Annotated in this window: 16 protein-coding genes and 1 pseudogene; 14 read left to right on the top strand and 3 right to left on the bottom strand. The window is 64.2% G+C overall.

All coding sequences use genetic code 11. The features are described 5' to 3' along the window. The first annotated feature begins 28 nt into the window (after positions 1–28). From OKW30_RS03945 to OKW30_RS03960, 4 genes are all read left to right on the top strand, one after another. The gene (locus OKW30_RS03945; RefSeq protein ID WP_429346029.1) at positions 29–1453 is read left to right on the top strand and encodes an ammonium transporter; all 1425 of its coding nucleotides are present in this window, start codon (positions 29–31) and stop codon (positions 1451–1453) included. A 273-nt stretch (positions 1454–1726) separates the two neighbouring features. Further along, positions 1727–2017, top strand: coding sequence for a hypothetical protein (locus tag OKW30_RS03950; protein ID WP_184073140.1), 291 nt, complete (start codon positions 1727–1729; stop codon positions 2015–2017). 167 nt (positions 2018–2184) lie between these two features. Beyond that, a protein-coding gene (locus OKW30_RS03955; protein WP_184074580.1) for an IS630 family transposase occupies positions 2185–3179 on the top strand; the annotation gives its coding sequence in 2 pieces (ribosomal slippage) (positions 2185–2650 and positions 2650–3179; 996 coding nt in all). A gap of 74 nt (positions 3180–3253) precedes the next feature. Beyond that, positions 3254–4420 carry a porin gene (locus OKW30_RS03960; RefSeq protein WP_429346030.1) on the top strand — a complete coding sequence of 389 codons (1167 nt, stop codon included), beginning with the start codon at positions 3254–3256 and terminating at the stop codon, positions 4418–4420. Positions 4421–4656: 236 nt separating this feature from the next. On the opposite strand, the gene OKW30_RS03965 is transcribed toward OKW30_RS03960, so the two are convergent. Further along, positions 4657–6447 carry a hypothetical protein gene (locus tag OKW30_RS03965; RefSeq protein ID WP_429346031.1) on the bottom strand — a complete coding sequence of 597 codons (1791 nt, stop codon included), beginning with the start codon at positions 6445–6447 and terminating at the stop codon, positions 4657–4659. 381 nt (positions 6448–6828) lie between these two features. Between OKW30_RS03965 and OKW30_RS03970 the strand changes: the two are divergent. The 9 genes and pseudogenes from OKW30_RS03970 to OKW30_RS04010 all read left to right on the top strand — a co-directional run. After that, positions 6829–7077: pseudogene (locus OKW30_RS03970) on the top strand (alpha/beta fold hydrolase); the annotation flags it as partial. 5 nt (positions 7078–7082) lie between these two features. Next, positions 7083–8051, top strand: a complete 969-nt coding sequence (gene lipA / locus OKW30_RS03975) for a lipoyl synthase (RefSeq protein WP_429346032.1) — start codon at positions 7083–7085, stop codon at positions 8049–8051. 188 nt (positions 8052–8239) lie between these two features. Next, complete coding sequence (locus OKW30_RS03980) at positions 8240–8611, top strand: DNA-binding protein (RefSeq protein WP_429346033.1); 372 nt, start codon at positions 8240–8242, stop codon at positions 8609–8611. Positions 8612–8644: 33 nt separating this feature from the next. Beyond that, entirely contained in the window at positions 8645–9643 is a 999-nt protein-coding gene (locus OKW30_RS03985; protein WP_429346034.1) for a DNA-binding protein, read from the top strand. A gap of 212 nt (positions 9644–9855) precedes the next feature. Then, a complete protein-coding gene (locus OKW30_RS03990; RefSeq protein WP_429346035.1) occupies positions 9856–10770 on the top strand; it encodes a LysR substrate-binding domain-containing protein in 915 nt (304 codons plus the stop codon). A gap of 122 nt (positions 10771–10892) precedes the next feature. Continuing rightward, complete coding sequence (locus OKW30_RS03995) at positions 10893–12188, top strand: dicarboxylate/amino acid:cation symporter (protein ID WP_184073154.1); 1296 nt, start codon at positions 10893–10895, stop codon at positions 12186–12188. Continuing rightward, complete coding sequence (locus tag OKW30_RS04000) at positions 12185–13651, top strand: aspartate/glutamate racemase family protein (protein ID WP_429346036.1); 1467 nt, start codon at positions 12185–12187, stop codon at positions 13649–13651. The genes OKW30_RS03995 and OKW30_RS04000 overlap by 4 nt, the downstream gene beginning before the upstream one ends. Positions 13652–13746: 95 nt before the next feature. Further along, the gene (gene aspA, locus OKW30_RS04005) at positions 13747–15165 is read left to right on the top strand and encodes an aspartate ammonia-lyase (RefSeq protein ID WP_429346037.1); all 1419 of its coding nucleotides are present in this window, start codon (positions 13747–13749) and stop codon (positions 15163–15165) included. A gap of 73 nt (positions 15166–15238) precedes the next feature. Then, entirely contained in the window at positions 15239–16360 is a 1122-nt protein-coding gene (locus tag OKW30_RS04010) for an asparaginase (protein ID WP_429346038.1), read from the top strand. A gap of 36 nt (positions 16361–16396) precedes the next feature. Here the strand turns inward: OKW30_RS04010 and OKW30_RS04015 are convergent, their stop codons facing one another. After that, a complete protein-coding gene (locus OKW30_RS04015; protein ID WP_429346039.1) occupies positions 16397–18631 on the bottom strand; it encodes an SLC26A/SulP transporter family protein in 2235 nt (744 codons plus the stop codon). A 250-nt stretch (positions 18632–18881) separates the two neighbouring features. Between OKW30_RS04015 and OKW30_RS04020 the strand changes: the two genes are divergently transcribed. Further along, positions 18882–22175, top strand: a complete 3294-nt coding sequence (locus OKW30_RS04020) for an adenylate/guanylate cyclase domain-containing protein (RefSeq protein WP_429346040.1) — start codon at positions 18882–18884, stop codon at positions 22173–22175. Between the two features lie 20 nt (positions 22176–22195). Here OKW30_RS04020 and OKW30_RS04025 read toward each other — a convergent pair whose 3' ends face one another. After that, positions 22196–22501 carry a hypothetical protein gene (locus tag OKW30_RS04025; RefSeq protein ID WP_184011883.1) on the bottom strand — a complete coding sequence of 102 codons (306 nt, stop codon included), beginning with the start codon at positions 22499–22501 and terminating at the stop codon, positions 22196–22198. Positions 22502–22636 lie beyond the last annotated feature (135 nt).

Raw genomic sequence — 22636 nt, forward strand, 5'->3', positions numbered from 1 at the left:
AAAAACACTGGGATAAGAGGAAAGAGAGATGCGCAAACTGTTGATGACGTTGTTGATGGCCGGCTCATTGCTCGCCGGCGGCCTGGGCTCCGCATTCGCGCAAGACGCCTCGGCGCCCGCGGGCGCCTCCGTACCGGTCGCGCAAGCGTCCGCGGCTCCAGCGGCACCGGCCGCGGCGGATGCCGCTGCATCGGCACCGGCCACCCCGACCGCGCCGTTCTCGGTCGATTCATCGAAGATCAACTCCGGCGACACCGCGTGGATGCTGACCTCCACCGCGCTGGTGCTGTTCATGACGATCCCGGGTCTCGCGCTGTTCTACGGCGGCATGGTCCGCAAGAAGAACGTGCTCGCGACGCTGATGCAAAGCTTCGCGATCACCTGTGTCGTGACAATCGTCTGGACCGTGGTCGGCTACAGCCTCGCGTTCACGCCGGGCAGCTCGTTCATCGGCGGCTTCTCGCGCGTGTTCATGACGGGCATGAACTACATCAAGGGCGACAAGGCCACGACGCTGACCGTCAGCCACCTCGCGCCGACGATCCCGGAGACGGTCTACTTCGTCTACCAGATGACCTTCGCGATCATCACGCCGGCGCTGATCACCGGTGCCTTCGCGGACCGCATGAAGTTCTCGGCGATGCTGGTGTTCATGACGCTGTGGTCGATCATCGTCTACTCGCCGATCGCGCACATGGTGTGGGAGCCGAGCGGCTGGCTGGCTAGCGCGGGCATCCTCGACTTCGCGGGCGGCACGGTGGTGCACATCAACGCCGGTATCGCGGGTCTGGTCTGCTGTCTGGTGCTCGGCAAGCGCGTCGGCTATGGCAAGGAAGCAATGGCGCCGCACAACCTGACGCTCACGCTGATCGGTGGCGCGATGCTGTGGGTCGGCTGGTTCGGCTTCAACGCGGGTTCGGCCGTTGCAGCGGATGGCCGTGCCGGCTTCGCGATGTTCGCGACGCAGGTGGCGACCGCCGCGGCGGCGCTCGCGTGGATGTTCGCCGAATGGGCGGCCAAGGGCAAGCCGTCGGTGCTCGGTATCGTGTCGGGCGCGGTCGCGGGTCTGGTGGCGATTACGCCGGCGTCGGGCTTCGTCGGCACGCTCGGCGCGCTCGTGATCGGTATCGTCGCGGGTGTGGTCTGCTTCTGGGCGGCCACGTGGCTCAAGCACAAGCTCGGTTACGACGATTCGCTCGACGCGTTCGGCGTGCATTGCGTGGGCGGGATCGTCGGTGCGCTGCTGACCGGCGTGTTCGCGGTCAAGGACATCGGCGGCGCGGACGGTGACGTGATGCTGCAACTCAAGGGTGTCGCGACGACGCTGATCTACAGCGGGGTGGTCTCGTTTGTTCTGCTCAAGGCAATCGACGCAGTGATGGGGTTGCGTGTCGCCGAGGAAGAAGAGCGCGAAGGACTGGACCTGGTGCTGCATGGCGAGGCGGTCGAATAACGGTTGCGCCGCGGATGGAGCGGGTACGACGGTCACCGCCCCTCCTTTGGGGTGCCGCGTACCTGCCGGGATCGCTGCCATGCGGGGCAGGGCGCCTGCGTGCCTTGGGTTGGGGCCTGGCGCTTACAGCGGCCAGGCCGCGACAGAAGTCGGAGCACCCTCCGTACTTGAGAGCATGCGGGTGTCTACCAGGTACGCGCCCGTACTGCCGAAGTTCGGCCAGACGAGCGAGGAGGTCGTGCCGGGTTCGAGCAACCGGATTTCCGCCAGCCGATGAAAAAGAATAATCAGCAGCGTGTTGTCGTACTGGTTGTTCTCATATCGCAAATCGCCTTTTTGGCAATGTTCGCATTCGCCGAACATGTCGTCAGGCATAACAGATGGCTCGCCGCAGGATTCGGATTCGACTTTTTATTCGGGCTGATTCTGTCGGTCGGCTTTGTCGGGATGTGGCGCACGCGCGCCGTCGATTCAGACTTTCTCGGATTTCTTCTGGCCAATCCGGTTGATCTGGCGATCGTGATTGCGACCGCCGGTCAGCTAGTGGCCATTCTGCTTGTTTGATGCGATTGGAAAGCACATTTCGATTTAGAAGCAGATCGGCGCGAGCTGACCCTCCCAGGTGGAATGTCCCGGGATGGAACTCCAATTATTGATTTTTCCGTAAATCATGACAACCGTTGAGTGTCTCAAGCGTTATATTTTCAGGACGGTCCTGGAGACAAGTTGGCATGGCGCAAAGGCGAATGAGCGAAGCAGCAAAGAAGCGATTGAAGGCGGGTCGGCTGCTGCTGGCGGGCAAGGGCTGCGCCGAGGTGGCGTTGGCGGTGGGTGTGGCTCGGCAGACGGTGTACACATGGAAGCGGCTGCTCGATGAAGGCGGCATCGATGCGCTGCGAGAGGTGGGCGAGCGAGGGCGCCCGGCCCAACTCGATGAGCAACAGTTGGCGGCTGTTCGCGCCGCCCTGCTGCAAAGCCCCGTCGAGCATGGATTTGGCACTGAACTGTGGACTCTCAAGCGCGTGGGCGCGGTCATCGAACGCATGCACGGCATTCGCTTTGGCCAGACGCAGGTTTGGCGCATCCTGGGCTCACTGGGCTTTAGCCCGCAAAAGCCCGAGAAACGGGCCATCGAGCGCAACGAGGATGCCGTGCGCAACTGGAAGCGCCGCACCTGGCCCGCCCTTAAAAAAAAGCCCGACGAGAAGGCCGGCTGATTGTCTTCGTGGACGAGTCCGGCATCAGCGAGCGCCCGACCAGAGTCCGCACCTGGGCGCCCAAGGGACAGACGCCCATCATCCAGTTTCACTTCAACTGGAATCACGTCTCGGTCATCGCCGGGCTCACGCGCACCAACTGTTTGTTCCGGCTGCACGAGGGGAGCATCAAGAAGGAAGAGATCGTCCAATTCCTCAAGGCGCTCAAGGCCCACCTGAAGCAGCCGCTGCTGGTGATCTGGGATGGCCTGAAGGCGCATCGCAGTCGTTTGGTGCGCGAGTACCTGGACAGCCTGGACGGACACATCCAGATCGCGTTCCTGCCGCCGTACGCGCCGGACATGAACCCGGTCGAATACCTGTGGGCCTGGCTGAAGCGCCACGCGCTGGCCAACTACTGCCCCAATGATCTCGGCGAACTGCACGCGAGCGCCCGCAACAAGCTCAAGAGCGCTCAAAAGCGGCCTTCGATCATTGCCGCTTGCTGGATGCAGGCTACGCTGTGGTGATGTCATGAATTATGGAAGTCTCAATAAGAAAAAGCTGTTCTATTTTTCTGTAATCGCAAATGGGGCATAAAGACATGAAAAAAGCCTTGCTGGCAATCGGAGTCCTCGGCGCATTTTCGGTTTCCGCGTATGCGCAAAACAGCGTGACCCTGTACGGTCTTATCGACACGGGACTCATCTATACCAACAATCAGGCCGGTCATAGCAATTGGCAAATGGCGACCAGCTCCACGCAGAATACGGTGTTTGGCCTCAAGGGTACTGAAGATCTGGGAGGTGGTGTTCGTACGATCTTCAAACTCGAGCAGGGCTTCAATCTAAACAACGGTAGCCAGGCCTTTCCGGGTGACGCCTTCGGTTCTCAGGCCTGGGTCGGGTTGCAAAGCGACAATCTCGGCACCGTGACGTTGGGCCGCCAGTTCGATGTACTGAACGACCAGCTCGGACCGATCACCGCGGGGAGCAACACGTGGGGTGGCAACCTCGCCGCACACCCGTTCGAGAACGACAACCTGGCGGCTGATTCCGTGGTCGTCAACAACTCGGTCAAGTATGTGAGCCCGAGCTATGCCGGCGTGACGTTCGAAGGCATGTATTCGTTCAGCAACAAGGCGGGAGGATTCGCTGACAATCGCGCGTACGGCTTTAGCGTAGGTTATGCGCAGGGCCCAGTGAATCTTGCTGGCGGGTACCTGCAGTTCAATAACGCAGGCGGCGGCGTATCGGGCACGAATCCGAATGGGGCAATCGCGCAGGGCGACGGCAGCGCGAACTTCATCGCGGAGCGCCAGCGTATCTGGGGCGCCGGCGGCAATTACACGTTCGGCCCCGCAACTGTCGGATTCGTGTGGAGCCATACTCAGATCGACAACATGGCGGGCGTCATCTCGCTGGGCCTCGGCAGCTATCTGCCGCTTGGCGGTAATCTGCGATTGGACAATTACGAGGTGAACGCACACTACTCGGTGACGTCCGCGTGGAGTGTATCCGGTGCCTATACGTTCACTGACGGTGCTTACAACCAGGGGGCCACGAAAGCCTCTCCAAAATGGAATTCGGTCATGCTGCAGACCGACTATTCGTTGAGCAAGCGTACCGACGTGTACCTGGAAGGCGTCTATCAGCATGTTCATGGCGCGCCGGCGGATTCCGTGCTCGCAGATGCGATGATCAATACCCTCTCGCCATCGTCGACGGGCACGCAGGTCGCGGTCACCGTGGGACTGCGACACCAGTTCTGATCTTCTGATTGCACGAATCGTGCGCTGTAGCGATGCGGCTGTGGGCGTAACGTGATGCACGGACACAGCCGCGTTGCAACAGAGGTCGCCTGACTCTCGCAACTCGTCGCCCCGGGCTACGAGACGCCCCGGGCTACGAGACCTATCGCGGTCTCGGCCGGGACGGGTTATCCGTCAACGTCTCACGCAGGTCGAATTGACCGTAGGCAGCGCGCGGACTCAGCGAGTGCGCACGCTCAGCTATCGGGATGGCTCGCGACAAAACTCGCGAACGCATTGTACGGAAGCGCAAGCGCCGTGCCGTTGATCACCAGACCGTAAGTTGCGTCCCCGCTATCGAGCTCGTAATACATCGCCGATTGAATGTTCTTCGTCTTTCTCGCCTGATAGTAAGTGAGCAGGCGCGACGTGATGTAGTTGGCCCGGTACGCCTCGGTCTTCTCCGGTCCTGTGTTCCATTCCGAGATCACGAAGGGGACGCCATATCGGGCCTTGCAATAGGTGGGCAAATCGAAGCCCGGGCCGGACCCGTCGGAGCCGATATCGAAGATGTCGCCGTACACCTCGTAGTTGTGCCACGTAGTCAAGTCCCACCTGACGGTCGGATGGCCGCTCGTGCCATCGGGCTGCTTGCCATCCCACAGAGCGTCGGATGCGCCGGTGTCCGCGACGCAAAAGTTGACGCCGCATTTAGCATCCGCCTGCACCGACTTGACCCCGTCGATCATGCCGCGCATCACGCCGCGCATCAGCGGCCAGTTCGCATTGTTGAAGTCGACGACGCTCGTTCCTGCGTTGGTGGGGTCGAGAATGATCCCGTTCGCGCGCGTCAGTTCGTTGCCGCATTCATACAGGGTCACGCCGTGGGGTTGCAACGTCGTCGCGACAGTTACCGCGCAATTGAAGCCGCGTGTATAGGCCGCCGATTCGCTCGTGAACAGGTTGCCGTTACTGTCGTAGATGCCGGCATCGATCAGCACGAAAAGGGTCAAGCCCGCTGGCTGGAATGCTTGTGCCAACGCCACGACCGCGGCGAGTTGCGGTGCGTAGTCGGTACAGCTGAGCCGGTACGTCGAGCAGCCCAGGGCTTGCATGATCGACACGAGCTGCGACGTCGAATACAAATAATCGTAATGCCCGTTGATACCGTGAAACGAGCCGGCCGGCGCCGCGGTCGCGATGCGCGGATCGTTGCACGGCAACCATTCATCCGCATCGGCGCACACGTAGAACTGACCGCCGGTCGATTGTGCCCAGAACTTGCCGCCGTACCACAGCAGAAGCGCAGCATTCGACATTGTGCCGACGGCACTCCGATTGCGGTACACGACACCGTTCACGACGGTCCATATCGCGCCGACCTTGTCGATCAGATACGACGCGGGCGGGATCATGGTGCCGTCGACGGAGGTGCCGCCCAAACGTGGGTCATTGCACGACTGCCATCCCGAACCATTCCATCCGTAAAATTGGCCGCCGGTTCCCTCGTGATAGATCGTACCCCCGTACCAGAGTATCAACGAGACGTTGTAGGTGTTGCCCGCCGCGACACCGTTCCTGTAGACGGATCCGCCGACCAGGGTCCACGACGCGTTCTGGCTGTCGATAATCACCGTCGCCGGGGGGATGGTCGTGTTCTGTGGCGAAGCGTTCGAAGCGTTGCCGGGTGACCCCGAGTTCGGGTCCGATGGAGCGCCAGAACTGTCGCCCGAGGTCGAGCCGGACGTACCGGTGGAGGCCGTTCCAGTCGAGGCGGTCGGCGACGAGCCGTTCGCCACCGTCGTCGTGCCGCTAGTCGAAGTCGTAGTACCGGAACTGGTCGTGCCCGTCGAGGTCGCGATACCGGAGGTTGCCGTGCCCGTAGAGGGTGCCGCCGTCGTGCTCGACGGGTTCGTGGAATTGCCCGTGGACGAGCCGCCGGCATCCGCAGTACCGCTATCACCACCACCACCACCACCGCACGCGCTCAATACGACGCTTCCGCCGAGCGCAGTGAGACAACCAAGAAATTGACGTCGCGCAATCATGACAATAGCGCGAGCTGCCGCGAGGCGGCCCGCAAGGAATCCGGAGAGAAGTTGGGGAGTCCTTCGGGTCGCGAGTGCTTCGCGTGAGCCGTTCAGGACATTCGATGCGCGGTCGTGGGTGGTCTCTCGTTGCGACCGATCACTGAGTCCGGCAAGTCATGCCTGTCTGTCGGCACAAACTGCGCGTGGGAGCAGGGTTGTGCCGAAATAAAATCTTTTCGCTCGCGATGGACGAACTGCGAAAAGATTTCACTCTGCGGGTGAGGGCGTGGGAATCGGACGCTGTCTGCACAGCGGCAGACTCAGACGGGCGATCGCAATGCCGCTTATGTGCGATGCGGCCCGACGATGCCCAGCCGCGCGATGCGCCGGTACAGCGTCGCGCTGCGCAAGATTGCCGCGTCCGCGTTCGAAGGCGGCGTGCAGCGCCGCGTCTATCGCGAACGGCTCGACACGCTCGCGCCGCGCACGCTGGTGATCTGGGGCGCGCAGGACCAGATCATTCCGGCCGCGCATGCGCAGGGGCTACCCGCTCAGGTGCGTGTGCACGTGATCGACGGCAAAGGACACATGGTCCAGATGGAGGCTGCATCGGAGGTGAACCGCCTGCTCAACGAGTTCTTCGGATAACCGCGATGGACGCCGCTCCTCATACCGACAGCCTCACGGCGCTTGGCCAGCATGGCAAGCGCAACCACGACAAGCTCGCCCGCATTCCGGTGAAGATCGTGCCGGCGGACCATTCGACCGTATTGCCGAAGCCGCCCTGGCTGCACGCGCGGCCGATGATGAGCGAAACCGTCGCGGGCATGGCGGCGGTGCTGCGCGAGCACAGCCTGCATTCGGTCTGCGAGGAGGCGATGTGTCCGAACATCGGCGAGTGTTTCGCGCAGCGCACCGCGACATTCATGATCATGGGAGGGATCTGCACGCGGCGCTGTGCGTTCTGCGACGTGGCGCACGGACGGCCGCAAGCGCTCGACGACGACGAGCCCGCGCGGCTTGCCGACGCCGTCGCGGCGCTCGGGCTGCGCTACGTCGTGATTACATCGGTGGACCGCGACGATCTGCGCGACGGCGGCGCCGCGCACTTCGCGCGTTGTATTGCGCTCGTGCGCGAGCGCGTGCCGGGCATTCGCGTGGAAATCCTGACGCCGGATTTTCGCGGGCGAATCGACCGCGCGCTCGATGCTCTGTCCGAGGCGTGGCCAGACGTTTTTAATCACAACATCGAGACGGTGCCGTCGCTGTATCGGGCGGCGCGGGCCGGCGCGGACTACCTCGGTTCGCTCGAACTGCTATCGCGCGCGAAACGCCAGAACGCGGCGGTGTTGACCAAATCCGGCCTGATGGCCGGGCTCGGCGAGACCGACAGCGAACTGCTCGCGACGATGCGCGATCTGCGTGCCCATGACGTCGACGTGCTGACGATCGGCCAGTATCTCGCGCCGTCGCGGTTTCACATGGCGGTGCGGCGATACGTGCCGCCCGCGACGTTCGACATGCTACGCGACGAAGGTTTGAAGATGGGGTTCATGGAAGTGGTGTCGGGGCCGCTCGTGCGGTCGTCGTATCACGCGGATCGGATCGCCGGAAAGCTCTGAATGCATGTGTGCCGGACCTTTGGTGGCGCAATCCGATGAATACCTCCCCGTAACCTCGGCTTTTCGAACGATTGACCGCCGGGGAAGTACTCGACAATTCGTAGGTATGCGAGGCGAGTCCCAGCGCGGGGCCGCCTCCCGAACGACGAAACGGTATTCGTCACCACGTGCACTTTGTCGAGGCAGGCATGTCAAGCAACATTACGATCACGGACGAACTCGTCGCTGAAATCGCAAACCGGTTGGCCGAAGAAGGCGAGAAGGTGTCTCCGGTAGCCATCTGGTCCGAAGTCCATACAGGCTCGGTGGTCGCGGTGGCAGCGGCATTGCGCAAGTGGCGTGAAACGCGCGCCCCGCGCGTGCCGCAGGTCGTCGAACGTCCTGCGTTGCCGGAAACCGTGACCGACACCATGCGCGATGCGCTCGACCGGCTCTGGAGCTCAGCGCAGGATGAAGCGGAACGCGCGGTGGCGCGACGCCTCGCCGCGATGCGCCAGCGCGTCGAGGACGCCAGCGACGAGCGCGACGACGCGCTTGCGGAACTGCAAACCACCGTCTAGGAACTCGATGCGCTGCAAGTCCAACTGGATAAGATGACGAGCGCCTACGACGAGAAAGTCGACGCAGTAGCCGGTCTCGAAGAGGACATTGCGCTCGCCGTGCAACGGACCGACGCGGCGGAGAAGCGCGCGCAGGAACTTGCTGACCGCGTTTCGCTCCTCGAAGCGGAACTGCAGAGCGCGGAACTGGCCGCGGAGCGCCGAGCCGTTTCGCACGAGGAGACCGCCGCCGCGGGCGAGGGCGAGGTGGCGAACGAGTCGGCTGGGTCAGTCGTCGAAACGCCGGCCGACGAAACGGAGCGTGCGGCGCTGGAAGCGGCGCATTCCGAAGCGGTCGCTCGTCTTCAAAGCGAGCTCGAAGCGATTCGCGCGGAGCTGCAGGCCGAGCAGGAAGCGCACGCGGCCCGCCGGGAAGAGGTCGCGGGCGCGCAGGCTGAACGCAATGCCGCCGCACTTGAATTGCAGAATGTCCAGACGCAGATCGCCGGCCTGACCGATGAGCGTGACGCGGGCGCCTCCGAAATCGCGAGACTGTCGGCCAGCTTGTCGGAGGCGCAGGAGCGTGCCGACGCGGAGCAGCAGCGCGCGGCCGAACTGGCCGAAAGCGCGGTGGCGAGCGAGAACGTCGCGGGCCCGGAGTCGGCGTCGCCGGTGACTGCCGACTCTCAGCAGCTCGAGGCATTGAAGGCGCAGATGACGCGCGACGCGGACGCGCATGCCGCCGCAATTGCCGAAGCGCGGGAGACCGTCAGGAAATGGTCCGACTACTCGAACGCACTGAAGCAGCAACTGGCTCAGGCGAATGAAAAAATGGTGGTCGTCCTTGCCCGCGGCGCAGGCGAAGCGACATTGAGCCGCCGGCTTGCCGCTGAACTGGGCCAGATCAAGCCGGAGCATGAATTGCTGCGCAAGGAGATTCAGCAGCAAGTGGTCGTCGAAACGATCAACGCTCACCTCGAGAAACAAGGCTACCGCTACGACGAGAAGACGGGTGCGGTGTCGAAGCTGAACACCGAAACCTCGCCGGCGTGACGGGATCGTCGATGGGATGGCGCGCGTCGCGAGCATGGCGACGCGCAATGGGCTCGTAGGGAGGGCTCGCATTACGGGATCGATGATTACCTTGAAGTACCTGTGCATGGCGGTTTGACGCCGGTCCGATAGTCAGCGTGCGGCGCGGCCAAGCGTAGAATTGCGGGCGCAGCGGCGAGTCCATTCGTCGCCGGACCGGAGACCGACGGCTGATGGAAATCAAGTGGATCGAAGACTTCATCGCGCTCGCCCGCTATCAGAGCTTTTCCCGGGCGGCGGAGTTTCGCAACGTCACGCAGTCGGGTTTCAGCAGACGGATCCAGTCGCTCGAACAATGGGTCGGCGCCGATCTCGTCGATCGCAGCGGCTTTCCGCCGACCCTGACCGCGGCAGGGCAACTGTTTCGTGACGCGGCCGAAGACGTCCTCGACAAGCTGTTCGACACGCGCGCCATCATTCGCACCGAACAGCGCATCGCCGGCACGAGCCTGCAGATCGCAGCCGGCCACACGATCGCGCTCAACTTCCTGCCCGCGTGGCTGCGCACGCTGTCCAAGCATGTCGGCGAAGTGCGCGCGCGCGTGATTCCGGCGAACGTGCACGATTCGATACTGATGCTGGTCAACGGCAACTGCGAGCTGATGTTCGCTTATCACCATCCGCAGCTGCCGTTGCATCTCGATCCGACCAGGTATGAATGCGTGACCGTGGGCGTCGATACTTTCATGCCGGTATGCAGGCCCAATCAGCGGCTTGCGCACGTGTACCGTCTGCCCGGCGTGATCGAACATCCGATGCCGTTCATCGCCTATACGGAGACGAGCTACTTTGGGCGCTGCTTCGCGTTGCTGATGGAGCAGAGCAAAGCGTCGCCCGCCTTGCATCTTCACTATGAATCCGACATGGCCGAGGTCTTGAAGAAGCTCGTGCTGGAAGGCGAGGGTGTCGCCTGGCTGCCGAAGAGCTCGATCGCCGCCGAACTCGACAGCGGCCAGCTTGTCGCCGCCGGCCGCTCCGAATGGCAACTGGAGCTGGAGTTGCGCGTGTATCGCGACCTCACGAACCGCACTGAACTGCTCGATACGCTGTGGCGGCATCTGCGGGCCTCGTCGGGGTCAGCCGAATAGCGCCGCTAGGGTTATCCCGCGTTATGCGAAACTTGCATAGCCGTATGCAACACTAGCATTCACGTCTTTTCTGCCGTCTCTAGAATTCCGTCCAGTCACAAATAATCTCAGGACGGAGACACATGAAGAATCGGCTTACCCTCTACATCCTCGCCGGCATGCTGCTCGGCGTGGCCGTCGGTTATGTCTGCCATCGCACGGCGGCCGATGCCGCGCAGGCGAAGGAGATCGCCGGCTACTTTTCCATCGTCACCGATATCTTCCTGCGGCTCGTGAAGATGATCATCGCGCCGCTGGTGTTCGCCACGCTCGTGTCAGGTCTCGCCGGCATGGAAGGCACGAGCGACGTGCGCCGCATCGGTCTGCGCTCGATCGCGTGGTTCCTGTGCGCGTCGCTGTTCTCGCTCGCGCTCGGCCTCGTGCTCGCGAACCTGCTGCAACCGGGCGCGGGCTTGCATATGTCCCAGACGAGCGCTGACGTGGCCACCGGCCTCAACACGTCGAGCCTGAACTTCAAGGACTTCGTCACACACGCGTTCCCCACCAGCATCGTCGATGCGATGGCGCGCAACGATATCCTGCAGATCCTCGTGTTCTCGGTGATGTTCGGCATCGTGCTCAGCGTGATCAAGTCCGACCCGCGCGTCGCGCCGCTGATCGCGGGCGTCGAAGGGCTCGTGCCCACCATGCTGAAACTGACCGACTATGTGATGCGTCTCGCGCCCGTCGGTGTGTTCGGCGCGCTGGCATCGGCGATCACGGTGCATGGCCTCGACGTGCTGACGACGTACGGCAAGCTCGTCGCCAGCTTCTATACGGGGCTCGCGCTGCTGTGGGCGGCGCTGATCCTCGCCGGCTACGCGTTTCTCGGCAAGCCGGTCTGGGCCTTGCTCAAGGCGATCCGCGAACCCGCGATGCTGGCGTTCTCCACCGCGAGCAGCGAGGCGGCATATCCGCGCCTGACGGAGAAGCTGGAGGAATTCGGCGTCGACAAGAAAGTGGTCGGCTTCACGTTGCCGCTCGGCTATGCGTTCAATCTCGACGGCTCGATGATGTATCAGGCCTTCGCCGCGATCTTCATCGCGCAGGCGTTCGGCATCGACATGCCGATCGGCACGCAGATCGTGATGCTGCTCGTGCTGATGGTGAGCAGCAAAGGCATGGCGGGTGTCGCGCGCGGCTCGGTGGTGGTCGTCGCGGCCGTGGCGCCGATGTTCCATCTGCCGCCATCGGGCGTCGTGCTGGTGCTCGCGATCGACCAGATTCTCGACATGGGGCGCACGGCGACCAACGTGATCGGCAACAGCATCGCGACGGCAGCCATCGCGAAGTGGGAGGGCCAGCGCGTGACGCGGCAGGAACGCCGCACGGCGATGGCGACGGCTTCGTTCGGCCGGCTCGAAGGCGAGACGAAATGAGCGGCATGGACGCAACGTCTGCCACGAGCGCGCGCAAATTCGGCGTGGTGGGCGGGCTCGGCCCGCTCGCGAGCGCGGACGTGTTCTTCAAACTGATCAAATCGACGCCGGCCACGCGCGACGCCGAGCACTTCGATGCGATCTTCGAGCAGCAGCCGTTTCGCAGCGCCGATGCCGACAGCGAGACGTTGACGCAGCGCAAGCTGTACATCTTCGATCTGATCAGCAGCTTCGAGAAGCGCGGCGTGACGACGGTCGTGCTGCCGTGCTTCCTGAGTCACACGTTCATCGACGAACTGAAGGCCAATTCGCCGCTGCAGATCGTCGACATGATCGATGCGGTGCGCAGCCACGTGCGCAGAAGATTTCCCGCGGTGCGCCGCGTGGGCGTGCTCGCGTCGGCGCATACGCGGCGCAGGCGCCTGTTCGAGAAGTACTTCGCGGCGCCCGAGTTCGAAGTGATCCACCCGTGCATCGGCGACGGCATCGATTTCGTCACCGAGGCCGTTTATGGCGAGGATGGCGTGAAGAGCGGCAATCTGCGTGGCCGTCCGGCCGAGTTGCTGCGGGCGGCGTGCGAGGACCTGATCGAACAGGGCGCCAACGTCATCGTGCCGGGGCTCACCGAGATCGCGCTGGTCGCGGACGAACTCGGTGCGTTGCGCGTGCCGCTCGTCGATTCGAACCTGGCTTATGCGCAGTACGTGGTGTCCGGCCAGTACCACACGCCCGAGACGATTTTCAAGGTCGGCGTGGTGGGCGGCGTGGGTCCGGCGGCCACCGTCGATTTCATTCACAAGATCGTGCGCGCGACGCCCGCGCGGCGCGATCAGGACCACATCAAGCTGCTCGTCGAGCAGAACCCGCAGATCCCGGATCGCACGGAGAATCTGATCGGCGATGGACCCGACCCGACCATCTCGCTCTATGCGACCTGCAAGAAACTCGAAACGGGCGGCGCGGATCTGATCGCGATCCCGTGCAATACGGCGCATGCCTTCGTCGAGCGGATACAGCCTTATCTCGGCGTGCCGATCGTCAATATGCTGACGGTGACGGTGCGTTACCTGCGCGAGTCGTTTCCCGCGCTGCGCTCGGTCGGCGTGCTCGCGACTTCCGGCACGCTCGCGAGCGGCGTCTACGAAAAGGCGCTCGAATCGCACGGCTTGCGGCAGGTCGTCCCGGCACCCGCGCTGCAGGCGCGCGTGATGGACGCGATCTACGGCAAGGAAGGCGTGAAGGCCGGATTCACGGCGGGGCAGTGCCAGCAAGACCTCGCCGCGGCGATCGACGGGCTTGTCGCCGACGGCGTCGAAGTGATCGTTCTCGGCTGCACGGAACTGCCGCTGCTGATTCGCGAGCCGTATGTGATCGGCGCGAACGGCGTGCGCGTGAGCGTGGTCGATCCGACCGACGTGCTCGCGAAGCAGTGTGTCGCCTGCGCGACAGCGCCGCCTCGATAACCCAACCGCATCACCCAGTCAATGCGACGGACCTGCACACGAGGTGTGCCGGATGACCCCGCTCGCCTGTCGATTTCAGAACCTGAGAGGTAATCATGCTTGCACCGACCGAACGTATCGAACACGACCTTCTCGGCAATCTCGCCGTGCCCGCGACCGCGTACTACGGCGTACACACGCTGCGCGCGCTGCAAAACTTTCCCATCACGGGTATTCCGATCTCCGTGTATCCGAACCTCGTCAACGCACTGGCGAGCGTGAAAGAAGCCGCCGCGCTCGCGAATTACGATCTCGGCCTATTGAGCGCAGTGAAGATGCAGGCCGTCGTGCACGCATGCAGGCAAGTGCGCTCAGGCACCGCGCACGAGCATTTCGTCGTCGACGTGATTCAGGGCGGCGCGGGCACGTCGACCAACATGAACGCGAACGAGGTCATCGCCAATCTCGCGCTCGAACATCTCGGGCAACAGCGCGGCGAATACGCGGTTCTCCATCCGAACGAGGACGTGAATCTCGGCCAGAGCACCAACGACGTCTATCCGACCGCGCTCAAGATCGCCACGTACGCGGGCATCATGCAACTGGTCGACGCGATGGGCGTGTTGCGCGCATCGTTCGAACGCAAGGCGGTGGAATTCGGCAACGACCTGAAGATGGGCCGCACGCAGCTTCAGGACGCCGTACCGATGACGCTCGGCCAGGAGTTCAGCACCTTCGCTGTGATGCTCGGCGAAGACGAAGAGCGGCTGAAGGAAGCGGCCCAGCTCATCTGCGAGATCAATCTCGGCGCGACGGCGATCGGCACCGGCATCAATACACATCCGGAATACGCGCAGCTTGCATGCAGGCACTTGAGCGAAATAACCGGTATCGGGTTGACTACGTCGCCGAATCTGATCGAAGCGACGCAGGATGTCGGTTCGTTCGTGCAGCTCTCCGGTGTACTGAAGCGCGTCGCCGTAAAACTCTCCAAGACCTGCAACGATCTTCGCCTGCTTTCGAGCGGTCCTCGCGCGGGCCTCGGCGAAATCAACCTGCCGCCGGTGCAGGCGGGTTCGAGCATCATGCCGGGCAAGGTGAATCCGGTGATTCCGGAGGTCGTCAACCAGATCGCGTTCGAAGTCATCGGCAACGATGTGACGGTGAGCTTTGCCGCCGAAGCGGGGCAGCTCCAGCTCAACGCGTTCGAGCCGATCATCGCGCACAGCCTGTTCAAGAGCGTCGCCCATTTACGCGCAGGGTGCCTCACGCTCGCGTCGAAATGCGTCGACGGCATTACCGCGAATCGCGAGCGGCTGCGCGCGATCGTCGAGAGCTCGATCGGCATCGTGACCGCGCTGAACCCGTACATCGGCTATACGCACTCGACCGAAGTCGCGAAGGAAGCGCTTGCGTCGGGCAAAAGCGTCGCGCAGATCGTGATCGACAAAGGGCTGTTGAGTCAGGCGCAGCTCGACGAGATTCTTCAACCCGCCATGCTGACGCAACCAAGAAAGATGTCGTCGGCGGCGTGAGCGACGAAGCTTGTTCCGGTCACAGGTCGCGTGCATACGCACGCGACTCTTTTAAACGATGGAGGAGAGAAAGATGAACGGCAACACGATCGATCGAAAAGCAAGGCGGCTGTGCGGTTCGGCGGCACTGCTGATCGCGGCACTTGCCGCGGGTACCTGCGCACAGGCTGCCGACGCGCCATCGCAACAGGCAAGCGCCGTCACGGCAACGCCGCGTGTTCTGGTGCTGGCCACCGGCGGCACCATCTCGGGAACCGCCGATCCCCGTTCGGCGATCGGCTACAACTCGGGCAACGTGAAGGGGCAGGAACTGGTGCGCGGCGTGCCGGGCATCGAGAAGCTCGCGAGCATCAGCGCGGAGCAGATCTCGAACGTCGGCTCGCAGGACATGAACGACAAGATCTGGTTGCAGCTTGCGCGGCGGATCGACGAGGTCTTCGCGCGGAACGAGGCCGACGCCATCGTGATTACGCACGGCACCGATACGATCGAGGAAACGGCGTTCTTCCTGAGCAACGTGCTGCGCTCCGATAAGCCGGTGGTGCTGGTCGGCTCGATGCGACCGGGCGGTTCCGCGAGCGCCGACGGTCCCGGCAATCTGTACGAAGCCGTCGAAGTGGCGGCGAGCCCGCAGTCGCGTGGCCGAGGCGTGATGGTCGTGATGAACGACCAGATTCACGCGCCGCGCTGGATCACCAAGACCAATACCACGGCGGTACAGGCGTTCGCGTCGCCGAATGCCGGCGCAATCGGTTATGTCGATCCGGCCAGCGTGCGCTTCGTGATGCCGGCGGTGCAATCGACGCGCGCTGCGCTGAGCCTGCCCGCGAGTGGGCAATTGCCGCGCGTCGATATCGTCTACGCGCATAGCAACATGGATGGCCGCCAGATCGATCATGCGATCGCCGATGGCGCGAAGGGCATCGTCGTCGCCGGCGAAGGCGATGGTGACATGTCGAAGCAAGCCCTCGCGGCGCTCGACCGCGCGGCGGCAAAAGGCATCGTGGTGGTTCGCTCGACGCGCCTGGTGTCGGGGTTCGTGAACCGCAACGTCGAGGTGGACGACGACAAGCGCGGATTCGTCGCATCGCTCGATCTGAATCCGCAGAAGGCGCGATTGCTGACGCAATTGCTGGTGGTCAACGGCGTGACCGATCCCGTCAAGGTACAGCAGGCATTCAGCGGGACGTGGTGACGGGTTGGGGGCGCCGCCGGTCAGGGGCGCTGCCGCTCATAAAGCCGCGCGTAGTGCCTCATCGGCCACGGCAAGACGCAACGCAATGGTCTTCACGAGAAACCGATGCAACTGTTGCGCCGTCGCCGGATCCTGCTGTTCGAGTTCGAGCAGCCGGGAGATCGACAGGCGGTACACGCGCGTCGGTGCCTCGGCAATCACATCCGCGCTGCGCTGTTGCTGCGTGTACACCGCCATTTCCCCCACGACCGTGCCCGGGCCGAACGAGCGCAGACGCGCCGAGCGGCCATCGCCGAGCGGCAGCGAGATCGCGACACGTCCTTGCTCGACGAAATACAGCGCGTCGCCCGGCTCGCGATGACGAAACAGCGCCTGCCCAGAAAGCAGATCCTGCACCTCCAGACACGCGATCAAGCCGTTCAACGCGCCGGCCGTGAAATGCGGCTCGAGCATCGCCCGCAGATCGCCGCCATGCGCGATCGCGAGCGAGTTCGACGCAAGCAGTTTGTCTTCGATCCACTCGAGACCCGCATCGAGCGTATCGAATTCATGGATCTTCAGGTTGAGCGTGCCGGTCTTCACGAGCAGATCGCGCGAGCGCGGCGGCAGCGCGGTCAACACGAGGTCCACGCTTCTTGCTGCGCAGAGCTGCCTGAGTTTGACGAAGCTGATGGATACGGATGCATCCATGCCATGTGTCGCCGCAAAGTCGAGCACGACGAAGCGGACCTGCGACGGAGTCCCGGCGCCGAATCGCTCGCGAAGGCGCTGCAGAATCGAATTGGCCGTGCCGAAGAAGAGAAACCCTTGCAGGCACATTCCGCATACCTGGGGGCCGATTGCGCGCAGAGCCTGGGTGTCTTCGATGCTGCGCTCAACATTCGAGGTCCGCGCGCGCAGGTCGAACTCCATGCGTATGCAGCCGACCCGACCGTAGAGCAGCGTGAACATCACACACGCCGCAACGACGCCGACCCCTACGCCGACGATCACGCCATACGCCGCGATAGTGCCGAGAATCACGGGCACGAGCAGATACTCATACCAGTTGAGCTTGGTCCAGGCGCCCGCCAGCCAATGCACGAGCAAGCGCAGCCCCATGAAGAGCTGAAGGCCGACCAGCACCGGCACCGGAAAGAGCGCCACGATGCCCGGCGAAGTGGCGAGCACGACCACACACGCGAGCGAGGCGAACACGCCCGCCACCCGGCTCGTCGCGCCCACCCGCGCGTTGAGCATCGAGCGATTGAACGACTGGTAGCCGACCATGCCGCCCAGCAGTCCGCTCGCGAGATTGGCGAGGCCGGCGGCGCGCATCTCGCGATTGAGGTCGACGTCCTCCCCGGTGGCCGCGCCGATCGCCGTTGAATTCATCAGGATCGTCACGGCCGACACCGAGGTCACCACCAGACTCTCGGGAAGATGCGCGCCGACCGCCGACCAGTCGATGCCGCCCCGTCCGAGCCTCGCGGCCAGGTGCAACTCCGGCAGCCCGGAAAGGTGCAGCTTGACGCGCGGCAGCAGCAGGCCCATGCCGCGCGCGTCGTCGATCGAAACTCCGGCAACCTGCAGCAGAACGTAGAAAAGCACGACGCCGAAGGCCAGCGTGAGCGGCAGCGCGGCAATGTGCTGCCACGTGCGCATCAGTACCGTGGCCAGCACGCCCACCACCAGCGCCGGAACCCACGTGAGCCAGTGAAGGTGCGCGAGCAACGCGAGCGTGTGCCACTGCAGCGGCTGGCCCGTCAGCACGCGGAACGCCCCGGCGAGCAGCAGGTAGCCCGTGCCCGCGAGAAATCCGCCGAGCACCGGATAGGGCAGGAACTGCAAGGAGCGGCTGCGCTTCGACGAGCCGATCGCATAGAGCACGACGCCCGTCATGAGCGAACAGAGCGCGATGGCAATCAGCACAGTGAGGATCAGCGTCTGCGGTGAACCGCCGTCCGCGCGCACGCTGCTGGCCACCCCCGCCGCCACGCCGGCGAGAAAGGCGGCGGCGTTGCTGTCGGGGCCGCCAATGTTGACGCGCATCGAACTCGTCAAGGCGATCACGAGCGCCGTGACGACGCAGCTCACGAGCGCGGTGGGCACGCCCAGCATCGCGTAGCGGGCAAGATCGGCGCTAAAGATCATCGTGCCGAGGCTCATCGCATAGCACAGCATGACGAGCGTCGAAACGGCGCCCGCCGCCACGTCGCCTGGCAGACCCGCCAAACGCGAGCGCAGCGGAATCTCGGAGACGGAAACGGAAACGGTCTTGCCCGGCTTCACGTGGATTCCCGGTCGAATGCAAGGGCGCCGTGAGGCGCGCCAGCCAGTATCCTGCGCGGCTCGAACGGCTGTCAAACGCGATGCAGCGTGCTTATCGGACACCTACACTGGTTATTCATCGGCTCCGTACCTGGCGAACTCCACGCAAAGGCCATGCAGCTCCGGAGCCGTTCACACCGGCGGCCGGCACGCGCGCGATTCGTCTGAGCTTTTGCCCGCGGGGCCACGCATCGGAGGCGGGGCGACGAACATGGATATCGAGAAATGGCTGCGGGACCTCGGGCTCGAGCAGTACGCCCACGCGTTCGCGGCAAACGACATCGACATGTCGCTGCTCGGGCAGCTGACCGACGTGGACCTGAAAGAGCTGGGGGTACAGTCGCTCGGCCACCGTAAGCGCATTCTGGCCGCGGCGGCAGGCGCCCTAACGGCGGCCGCGCCGCTACCGTCTCAGACATCCGCCGACAACGAGGTGCCCGCGGACGAGCGCAGGCAGGTCACGATTCTGTTCGCCGATCTCTGCGGCTACACGATGCTGTCGCGCTCGCTCGATCCCGAAGACTTGCGCGCGCTGATCGGACGCTACACGGCGCTGGTCGACGGGATCGTGCTCGCCTATGGCGGCACGATCGACAAGCACATCGGCGACGCGGTGATGGCGCTGTTCGGCGCGCCCCGCTCGCACGAGACGGACACGCTGCGCGCCGCCCGTGCCGCTCTCGACATTCACGACGGCCTGGCGCGGCTGGCCGCGCAGACCGGGCGGCCGTTGCAGGCGCACATCGGCATTGCGAGCGGCGAGGTCATCGCGGGCGCGCTGGGCCGCGCCGACGCGCAGGACTACACCGTGCATGGCGATCCGGTGAACCTGGCCGCTCGGCTCGTGGCAGCCGCGGCCGCCGGCGAAACCTGGATATCCGACGACGCAGCGCGCACGCTCGGCGACGCCGCCAGTTGCGAAGCAATCGGCGAGCGGCGCTTCAAGGGCATCGACACGCCGGTGCGGGCATGGCGGCTCGTCGCGCTTGGCAGCGAGCCCGTCAGGACGAGCCGCAGCCGCTTCGTCGGACGCGAAGCCGAGCTCGAACAGTTTCACGGCATCCTTCATGCGTGCATGGCAAGGCGAGCAGGGCATGTCGTTCATGTGCGGGGCGAAGCCGGGATCGGCAAGACGCGGCTCGTCGACGAGATGCGCCGCCATGCGCAGACACAGGGCTTCACGCTCCATCGGAGCCTCGTGCTCGATTTCGGCGTCGGCAAGGGCCAGGATCCGGTGCGAACCATCATTGGAAGCCTGCTCGGCTTACCGGCCGGTGCATCGAGTGAAGCGCGGCAGGCCGCCGCCGCGCAGGTCGCGACCCAAGGTATCGTCAAGGCCGAGCAGATCGTGTTTCTGCACGACTTCCTCGATCTCCCGCAGGCCGCCGAATGGCAAACCATCTACGAGGCCATGGACCACGGCGCGCGCAAGCGCGGCAAGCAGGCGCTCGCCGTGAGGCTGACCGAGGACGCTTGCGCCCATGCGGCGACGCTCATCGTCGTCGAAGACCTGCATTGGGCCGATGCCGAAGTCATCGGCTACCTGTCGGCGTTCGCGTCAGGCATTGCCAACGGCACGGGCCTGCTGGTCACGACTTCGCGCGTGGAAGGCGATCCGATCGACGCAGGCTGGCGCGCACGTTGCCGCGACACCCCGTTCGCGACGATCGATCTCGGACCGCTTCGCAAGGACGAGGCCCTGAGTCTGGCGGGCAATTTCATCGATGCGACCCAGCGCGTCGCGCTCACCTGCATCGAGCGCGCGGGCGGCAATCCGTTGTTTCTCGAACAACTGCTGCGCAACGCTGAAGAAGGCAGCGGCGGCAACGTGCCCGCGTCGATCCGCAGTCTCGTGCTCGCGCGGATGGACCGGCTCGCGCCCCGTGACCGCCTGGCGTTCCAGGCGGCCGCCGTGATCGGTCAGCGTTTCGACCTCGCGCTGCTGCGAGAGCTGGTGGACGATCCTGGCTACGTCTGCGACGGCCTGCTCGTCAATGCACTCGTGCTGCCGGAAGGCGAGGACTTCCTGTTCGCCCACGCATTGATCCAGGAGAGCGCCTACTCGACGTTGTTGCGCGCGCGCCGCCGTGAACTTCATCTGCGCGCGGCCGAATGGTTCGCACAGAGCGATGTCACGCTGTACGCCCAGCACCTCGACCGCGCCGAAGACGAGCGCGCGCCGCACGCCTACCTGGGCGCTGCAGCCGCACAGCGTGCCGCCCATCGTTTCGAAGCGGCACTGCGGCTGGCCGAGCGCGGCATCGAAATCGCGCAGTCGGAGGCAGACCGCCATGCACTGAGCTGCTGCAAGGGCGAACTTCAGCGCGACCTGGGCGACATCGCAGGATCGATCGTGACGTACCGCACCGCACTCGCCGCCGCCGACGACGACGCCGCCCGATGCGACTGCCAGCTCGGGCTCGCGGAAGGTCTGCGTGTCAGCGAGGGTCTCGACGAAGCACTCGGCTTACTCGCGCAAGCGCAAAAGATCGCGGAGCGAGACAACCGGCTGGCGGAGCTTGCAAGCCTCCACTATCTGCGCGGCAACATTCTCTTTCCGCTCGGCAAGATCGAGGCCTGCAGCGCCGAGCATGAGCGCGGTCTTGGCTACGCGCGGCGTCTCGGTCTGCCCGAGGCAGAGGCTCGCGCGCTCGGCGGCCTGGCGGATGCGGCGTATGCGCAGGGGCGCATGCGGACCGCGTTCCATCATTTCAGCGAATGCGTCGCGATGAGCCGCGAACACGGGTTCGGCCGCATCGAGGTTGCCAATCTGTCGATGCAGGGCTTCAGCCGCATTTACCTGAACGACGCAAGTCAGGCTCGCGAGGACGCAAGCGCCGCCGCCCGCGCCGCCGAGTTGATCGGGCAGCCTCGCGCGCAATTGCTGGGGGAGACGCTGGGGGTGTTCGCCTGCCAGGAACTGGGCGATGCGCAGGCGGCCAGCAAGCATCTGGTGCAGGAAATGCGTGTGATCCGGCAATTGGGTGCGCGCCGCTTCGAAGCGCAGAATCTGGAGATGCAGGGTCGCCTGTTACTGGACGAAGGATGCCGTAGTGAAGCGGTGAAGGCGCTGCGCGAAGCACTCGCCATCTCACGCGAGGTAGGGACTCAGTTTTCCGGGCCAAAGGCCTTGAGCGCACTGAGCCGCGCGGTTGACGATAACGGCGAGCGTACGCGGCTACTGGCTGAAGGCGAGGCGCTGTTGCGCCTCGGCGCGGTCGGCCACAATCACCTGTGGTTTTATCGCGACGCCGTCGAAGCGATGCTGGGGGCGGGCGATCCTGCTGGCATGCTGCACTACGTGGACGCACTCGAGGCCTATACACAGCGCGAACCGTTGCCGTGGTCCGAGCTTTTCGCGGCGCGCGGCCGTGCGCTTGCACTCGCGCTTCAGGCGCCGCTCAGCGAAGCCACGCGACATGAACTGCTGCGGCTGCGAGAGGCGCTGCAGCAGGCCGGCTTTCGCAATTACGTAAGCGCGGTCGAAGCGGCCCTTGCGGCTTGAGGCACGCGCGTAGCCGATCCTCAGCGTGGCGCGGAATCGTCGTCGGGCGGGTCCTTGTGGACGACCTCCATGTCGATGGTGCGGGCGTCGTCGCCATACGCGACCGTCTGCCGGCGCAACGCGCGCATCTTCCACCACAGATACCCGACCACGATCGTGCCGACCGCGAACAGCACGGCGAACAGCACGATCGACAGCATCGCGGCCACCACGAACAGGATCGCGCTCAGGGCGACGGCCAGCAACCGGCCGAACCAGCCGGGGCCGCCGATCCGGATCCCTTTCTCATATGTCACCCGCCGCGGCGGCGGTCTGTCGTTTTGCATCGCTCGTCTCCCGGCCGCCGTTCGGCGGATGATGCGGGTAAATCCTCATGCGTGGTCATTATGCAGGATGCGAACCGCTAACGTCGTCGGCGCGGCTCAGCGTATAGTCGACTGACGTCGTTAAGAAGCCCACGC

This window comes from Paraburkholderia sp. Clong3 (genome assembly GCF_050436485.1).
In the GTDB taxonomy this organism is placed as follows: Bacteria; Pseudomonadota; Gammaproteobacteria; order Burkholderiales; family Burkholderiaceae; genus Paraburkholderia; species Paraburkholderia tuberum.

Bases quoted from the DNA above. Each gene is read 5' to 3' on its own strand.
- OKW30_RS03945 (WP_429346029.1), top strand. From the start codon at position 29: ATGCGCAAACTGTTGATGACGTTGTTGATGGCCGGCTCATTGCTCGCC.
- OKW30_RS03950 (WP_184073140.1), top strand. From the start codon at position 1,727: ATGAAAAAGAATAATCAGCAGCGTGTTGTCGTACTGGTTGTTCTCATA.
- OKW30_RS03960 (WP_429346030.1), top strand. From the start codon at position 3,254: ATGAAAAAAGCCTTGCTGGCAATCGGAGTCCTCGGCGCATTTTCGGTT.
- OKW30_RS03965 (WP_429346031.1), bottom strand. From the start codon at position 6,447: ATGATTGCGCGACGTCAATTTCTTGGTTGTCTCACTGCGCTCGGCGGA.
- lipA (WP_429346032.1), top strand. From the start codon at position 7,083: ATGGACGCCGCTCCTCATACCGACAGCCTCACGGCGCTTGGCCAGCAT.
- OKW30_RS03980 (WP_429346033.1), top strand. From the start codon at position 8,240: ATGTCAAGCAACATTACGATCACGGACGAACTCGTCGCTGAAATCGCA.
- OKW30_RS03985 (WP_429346034.1), top strand. From the start codon at position 8,645: ATGACGAGCGCCTACGACGAGAAAGTCGACGCAGTAGCCGGTCTCGAA.
- OKW30_RS03990 (WP_429346035.1), top strand. From the start codon at position 9,856: ATGGAAATCAAGTGGATCGAAGACTTCATCGCGCTCGCCCGCTATCAG.
- OKW30_RS03995 (WP_184073154.1), top strand. From the start codon at position 10,893: ATGAAGAATCGGCTTACCCTCTACATCCTCGCCGGCATGCTGCTCGGC.
- OKW30_RS04000 (WP_429346036.1), top strand. From the start codon at position 12,185: ATGAGCGGCATGGACGCAACGTCTGCCACGAGCGCGCGCAAATTCGGC.
- aspA (WP_429346037.1), top strand. From the start codon at position 13,747: ATGCTTGCACCGACCGAACGTATCGAACACGACCTTCTCGGCAATCTC.
- OKW30_RS04010 (WP_429346038.1), top strand. From the start codon at position 15,239: ATGAACGGCAACACGATCGATCGAAAAGCAAGGCGGCTGTGCGGTTCG.
- OKW30_RS04020 (WP_429346040.1), top strand. From the start codon at position 18,882: ATGGATATCGAGAAATGGCTGCGGGACCTCGGGCTCGAGCAGTACGCC.
- OKW30_RS04025 (WP_184011883.1), bottom strand. From the start codon at position 22,501: ATGCAAAACGACAGACCGCCGCCGCGGCGGGTGACATATGAGAAAGGG.